This is a genomic window from Candidatus Magnetominusculus xianensis, assembly GCA_001541255.1.
In the GTDB taxonomy this organism is placed as follows: Bacteria; Nitrospirota; Thermodesulfovibrionia; order Thermodesulfovibrionales; family Magnetobacteriaceae; genus Magnetominusculus; species Magnetominusculus xianensis.
In genome coordinates this window covers 1-4,469 of record LNQR01000061.1, presented here as the reverse complement: position 1 = coordinate 4,469, position 4,469 = coordinate 1, and the positions used below count along the sequence as shown (strand labels likewise).

The 4,469-nt window shown below is 41.3% G+C and carries 8 protein-coding genes; 5 read left to right on the top strand and 3 right to left on the bottom strand.

All coding sequences use genetic code 11. The features are described from left to right. Nucleotides 1–241: 241 nt before the first annotated feature. Nucleotides 242–718 (top strand): hypothetical protein, encoded by a 477-nt coding sequence (locus tag ASN18_RS08610; protein ID WP_085052339.1) that lies wholly within the window; start codon nucleotides 242–244, stop codon nucleotides 716–718. A gap of 42 nt (nucleotides 719–760) precedes the next feature. Here the strand turns inward: ASN18_RS08610 and ASN18_RS17150 are convergent, their stop codons facing one another. Genes ASN18_RS17150 through ASN18_RS08600 form a run of 3 tightly spaced genes read right to left on the bottom strand, consistent with a single transcriptional unit; the run spans nucleotide 761 to nucleotide 1,407 of the window. Then, nucleotides 761–931, bottom strand: a complete 171-nt coding sequence (locus tag ASN18_RS17150) for a hypothetical protein (RefSeq protein WP_157072896.1) — start codon at nucleotides 929–931, stop codon at nucleotides 761–763. Then, nucleotides 918–1,187, bottom strand: coding sequence for a type II toxin-antitoxin system RelE/ParE family toxin (locus ASN18_RS17950; RefSeq protein WP_085052338.1), 270 nt, complete (start codon nucleotides 1,185–1,187; stop codon nucleotides 918–920). The genes ASN18_RS17150 and ASN18_RS17950 overlap by 14 nt, the downstream gene beginning before the upstream one ends. Continuing rightward, complete coding sequence (locus ASN18_RS08600; protein WP_157072895.1) at nucleotides 1,177–1,407, bottom strand: hypothetical protein; 231 nt, start codon at nucleotides 1,405–1,407, stop codon at nucleotides 1,177–1,179. Before ASN18_RS08600 ends, ASN18_RS17950 begins: the two co-directional genes overlap by 11 nt. Before the next feature lie 251 nt (nucleotides 1,408–1,658). Here ASN18_RS08600 and ASN18_RS08595 point away from each other — a divergent pair, with 251 nt between their 5' ends. The 4 genes from ASN18_RS08595 (at nucleotide 1,659) to ASN18_RS17525 (ending at nucleotide 4,323) form a co-directional block, all read left to right on the top strand. Next, a complete protein-coding gene (locus tag ASN18_RS08595; protein WP_085052336.1) occupies nucleotides 1,659–1,853 on the top strand; it encodes a hypothetical protein in 195 nt (64 codons plus the stop codon). Continuing rightward, nucleotides 1,843–2,103: a type II toxin-antitoxin system RelE family toxin gene (locus ASN18_RS08590; RefSeq protein ID WP_236861618.1), complete on the top strand. Its 261-nt coding sequence runs from the start codon at nucleotides 1,843–1,845 to the stop codon at nucleotides 2,101–2,103. Before ASN18_RS08595 ends, ASN18_RS08590 begins: the two co-directional genes overlap by 11 nt. A gap of 425 nt (nucleotides 2,104–2,528) precedes the next feature. Then, nucleotides 2,529–3,638 carry a replication initiation protein gene (locus ASN18_RS08585; protein WP_085052335.1) on the top strand — a complete coding sequence of 370 codons (1,110 nt, stop codon included), beginning with the start codon at nucleotides 2,529–2,531 and terminating at the stop codon, nucleotides 3,636–3,638. 517 nt (nucleotides 3,639–4,155) lie between these two features. After that, the gene (locus tag ASN18_RS17525) at nucleotides 4,156–4,323 is read left to right on the top strand and encodes a hypothetical protein (protein ID WP_236861617.1); all 168 of its coding nucleotides are present in this window, start codon (nucleotides 4,156–4,158) and stop codon (nucleotides 4,321–4,323) included. Nucleotides 4,324–4,469: the final 146 nt, after the last annotated feature.

Sequence of the window (4,469 nt, the reverse complement as noted above, 5' to 3'; positions counted from 1 at the left end):
ACGCGCCTGTCATTACCTTTTGAGACTCCGAGTTCTGTGTACATTTGTGCCTCCTTTTGTACTATCATGTATCGTGATATAGGACATAAGCTATCTTTTGTCTTATAGTAAAACTTGTTTGCATATCTTGTCAAGTGTTTTTGTGGTGATTGCAATATTTTAAATGGTGTTTTGACGTTCTGTTTCTACGCGCTTAACTACCAAAAAGGTTAGTTTATATGCTATCTTTCTGTTTGAGACTATGTTTAAGCACGATATAAACGATATTCAGCTTGCAACGGGGTTAAAACAACCATTTATTCGCAAGTGTGTCAAGACACTGCCAGATTTGTTTCAGAGTGAAATCATACGTTCTGATAAAAACAAAATGCTGTTCAGCGATAATGCACTTGTCATACTTGACCAGATTAAGCAATATAAACATGACCGACTAACGATAAACGAAATGAAGGTAAGGCTATACGCTGGCAAGAAATCTGAGAAGGTAGAGCCGACCACTAAGGAAACGAAGCGCACAAGCCAAACAGTAGAGCTTTACGAGCGGTTATTGGCTGATAAGGATAAAGCGTTATCCGATAAGGAATCACTAATACAACGGCAACAGGCTGAAATCGAGCAACTTAAAGAACAGCTTAAACTATTGACCTACGAGCGGCAGGAATCGAACAAGCATGAATCAAATCCAGTCAAGGCAATCCTGAAAAGAATCTTCCGGTGACACGCATGGACAAGAGATAGAGACGATGAAACAAGAATAGGCCTAACCCTTTTCCTTTTCGTCAGCCGTTGTCCTTGTTTTTAATCCGTGTCTGTGACGCTCTACAATGGTCAGGAAGGAATCTTTTGGCAGGGTTGACAGGTCAATATGTTTTGCCGGTCTAAAGCGCTCTATGACCACTCTAAGGCGCTCTGGTGAATCAATACACCTCATCGTGAGAACCTATGTTGAGTAGAGATATTATGTTATCAGACAGCCTAAACGTAATACGAATGTCTCTGGTAACAAAGCAGGAATACCTGTCTTTGAGATTCCCTGACAGTTTATGCGTATCAAGAGACTGGTCAAAAGGATTTTCCTCAAGTTTTAGGAATACTTTGCTTATAGCGTTCTTGAGTATAGGGTTATTACTTGAAAGTTTAAAAGTCCTCTTAGAAAAGGACTTGGGATATTGGACTTTATACTTCACTGAAAATGGCGTCAAACGCTTCTTGTGCGCTGTTAAAAGTCAACATAGGCTCTTGTTCAGCCGCAAGCGTTTCCTCAACGAATATTTTATGCCTGCGTTCTCTATCTGCTTGATAGGCTATGAAGGCAACGATAGATGCAATAGTTTCAGGGGAAAGCTCCTTCAGCATTTCGTTTATACGTTCAATGTCCTGGGTATTGGCAATCATTGTTTCACTCATATCAAAAGTATATCACGGAAAGAGATAAAAGGCAAACATTTTCGACAAGCCATACACAAACCTTAGCAAAAGCCGACCGCTACAAACCTTTTTGTTTTCGTCAGTGTCAAAGTTGAAGTCTAAAGTGGCTATTCCGATGAAGGTAAAAAATTGAGAGCCCGCATGTTTTCTTCTTCGCCAGCGCCGTTGTCCTTGTCTGTTAATCCGTGCCGATAGCGACAAAACTTTAAAGCAGGTGTTATACTAAGCTCATGGAAACTATCACTATACATGACCCGGGTTACGACTTGGAAACGATAATTTTACAAGACCCGACATATGACCCTGACTATGGTTTAAACTTAAAGCCGGAAGTGGAACAAGAGCTGATTGAGAGCTTAAAAGAAATCAAGGAAGGCAAAAAAGGGATACCCATAGAAGAGGTAATACGGCAACTTGGCTTATGAGTTAAATGTTCTACCAAAAGCAATAAAAGCACTTGCCGAACTTGACCCCTCAATGGCCAAAAGGATTACCGATAAATTAAGATGGCTTTCTAAAAACATAGAAGACTTAACTCCGTTACCTTTAAGCGGTAATTTAGCGGGGCTCTATAAGCTATACATAGGTGTCTACAGAGCCGTTTACAGTATAGACCACAATAGTAAAATCGTAACAGTTCACAAAGTGGGACACCGTAAAGACGTTTATGATTAATTCGAGCAACCTTCCTCAATAACCGTTACCTGCTTCACATGGACATAGTAAAAAGGCAAACGCCTGATGAAGGTAAAAGATTGAGAGCCTGCATGTTTCCTTTTTGTCAGAGCCGTTTGTCCGTTAATCCGTACCATATCCATAAAAAACAACAACGGAACACTCTACTCATTGGTCTCTTCTCTACTCCACGCGCGCGCATAGTTGTTATATTTTACTAGTATTTTATTTTCCTATTTTCGGTGGCTGAAGACCCGCATGGGAAGCCATTCTACGCGTCGAACTACGAGGAATTTCATACCAACTACGAGGAATTTCATACCAAAACAGCATTAACTACGAGGAATTTCATACCAACTACGAGGAATTTCATACCAACTACGAGGTGCATTGATATTTTCTCGTAATTATGATAATCTCCTGTCATGGCAAAAAAGAACCTGAAACAGCTTGTAGTGAAATCGAATGAACTTATCGAGGCGCACTATCGTCTATCGCTGAATGAGCAGAAAATCATATTGTGCATGATTTCAAAGATTAAACCTGACGATAAGGATTTTACGCCGATACGCATTTCAGTAGAGGAATTGACGGCTATGTTAGACGTGTCCGGCAAATACCACGCAGAGATAAGAAAGCTGGCAAACAGCTTGAGGCATAGAGATTTGCATATCCACAATCCACAAGAGGAATTCTACCTTGATACAAGCTGGTTATCGGCCAGTAAATATTATTATGGCAAAGGATACCTTGAGTTGGAGTTCTCAGCAATGCTTAAGCCTTATCTTTTAGAATTAAGAGAGAGGTTTACCGCATATCAATTACAAAATGTCATACGATTAAATAGTCTGTACTCAATCCGGCTATACGAGCTGCTCAAGCAGTATGGCAAAATTGGTAAGCGTGAGTTTGAGGTTATCGAGTTACGAAAGATTTTAGGTATTGCCGATAACGAGTATAAGCTATACAACGATTTCAAGAGAAATGTAATCTTAACCGCACAAACAGAGCTATCCGCCAAGACAGACCTACAGTTCACCTTTGACGAAAAGAAAACAGGCCGCGCCGTAACCGGATTAATCGTTCACGTCTTCACACGCCTGCCAGAGCCGCCAACCGATAGCATAGCCGCTGATTTTACAATCACAGACCAGTATGACCTTGCCGTGTCGAAGCTGCCAGAGTATGAGCGTGGATTGTTTCAGCGATTACAGAAGACCTACTTGCTGTCCAAGAAACAGGCTCACGAGATAGTTACCGTATACCTGCCACGAGACGGCAAAGAGCGAATCGAATCTGTCCTGGACTATTGCCATACTTACCACAAGAAAGCACTTAAGGTAGACCGCAAGGCTCACTTAGGCGCTATTACATGGACAGCTCTTAAAGAAGTCTGGCAGGTACAGCCGGAGCTATTTCAAGAGCCGGTAAAGAAGTCCACCAAAATAGAAATCTCACAAGAGCCAACACCAGAGGAACGAGCTGAGGTTAAGAAACTGCTGGCAGAATGGCGCCAGAAGTATGACAGTCATTAGGCCGCGTATCGCTCACTCGTAGCTGACCCGACAACAAGCCCTGACCAAAAAAGAAAAGCCTGACCAGACCTAAACCTTCTTGCTTCGTCGGAAACTCGTAGTTGAAACCGGCAATCCGATGAATAAGGAAAGGTTGAGGTGTGTTGTCTGAGCGGTGACGGAAGTTTTGTCATGCAATCTATCTAAAATACAACGGCAACAGGCCGAAATAGAGCAACTTAAAGAACAGCTTAAACTATTGACCTATAAAAAACAGGAATCCAACAAGCATGAATCAAATCCAGTCAAGGCAATCCTGAAAAGAATCTTCCGGTGAAGGTGAAAGAGTGAGAACCTGCCTGTTTCCTTTTTCGCCAGCGCCGTTGTCCTTGTCCGTTAAACCATAATCTGTAAGGATAAGATGTTTACGAGGCCAAACCTCAACATTTTAGACTGAACACTGGTATATCGTTGCTTTTACTGTATGACTTTTAGCAACATAAAGAGAGAACAAGCGAATCGAAAAAAGGAGGCTTCTATGGCACTGCCAATCAAAGATACGCCTATATTAACAGGGAAAGATGCTGAAAGGTTCTGGAAGCGAGCGGCGGAGTCCGAGGCCGGATTACACAAAATATCGGATGAAGAAAGAGTGCGGATAAAAGAAAATGCTAAAAAGATAAAAGCCATTGCCAAATTCAAATAGGCTTATAAGGCTTAAATTAAAGAGCAAACTAAAGCCTTTTGACTGCGGAGAGAACGACTTATTAATAAGTGTATAAGTAAGTAGACATAAAATTAAGCAAAATGTTAAGATAAAAGATGAGAGAATTAGACGGTAGGAAATTAGAT

Coding starts and splice junctions, on each gene's coding strand:
- ASN18_RS08610 (WP_085052339.1), top strand. CDS start 242: ATGTTTAAGCACGATATAAACGATATTCAGCTTGCAACGGGGTTAAAA.
- ASN18_RS17150 (WP_157072896.1), bottom strand. CDS start 931: ATGAGGTGTATTGATTCACCAGAGCGCCTTAGAGTGGTCATAGAGCGC.
- ASN18_RS08600 (WP_157072895.1), bottom strand. CDS start 1,407: ATGAGTGAAACAATGATTGCCAATACCCAGGACATTGAACGTATAAAC.
- ASN18_RS08595 (WP_085052336.1), top strand. CDS start 1,659: ATGGAAACTATCACTATACATGACCCGGGTTACGACTTGGAAACGATA.
- ASN18_RS08585 (WP_085052335.1), top strand. CDS start 2,529: ATGGCAAAAAAGAACCTGAAACAGCTTGTAGTGAAATCGAATGAACTT.
- ASN18_RS17525 (WP_236861617.1), top strand. CDS start 4,156: ATGGCACTGCCAATCAAAGATACGCCTATATTAACAGGGAAAGATGCT.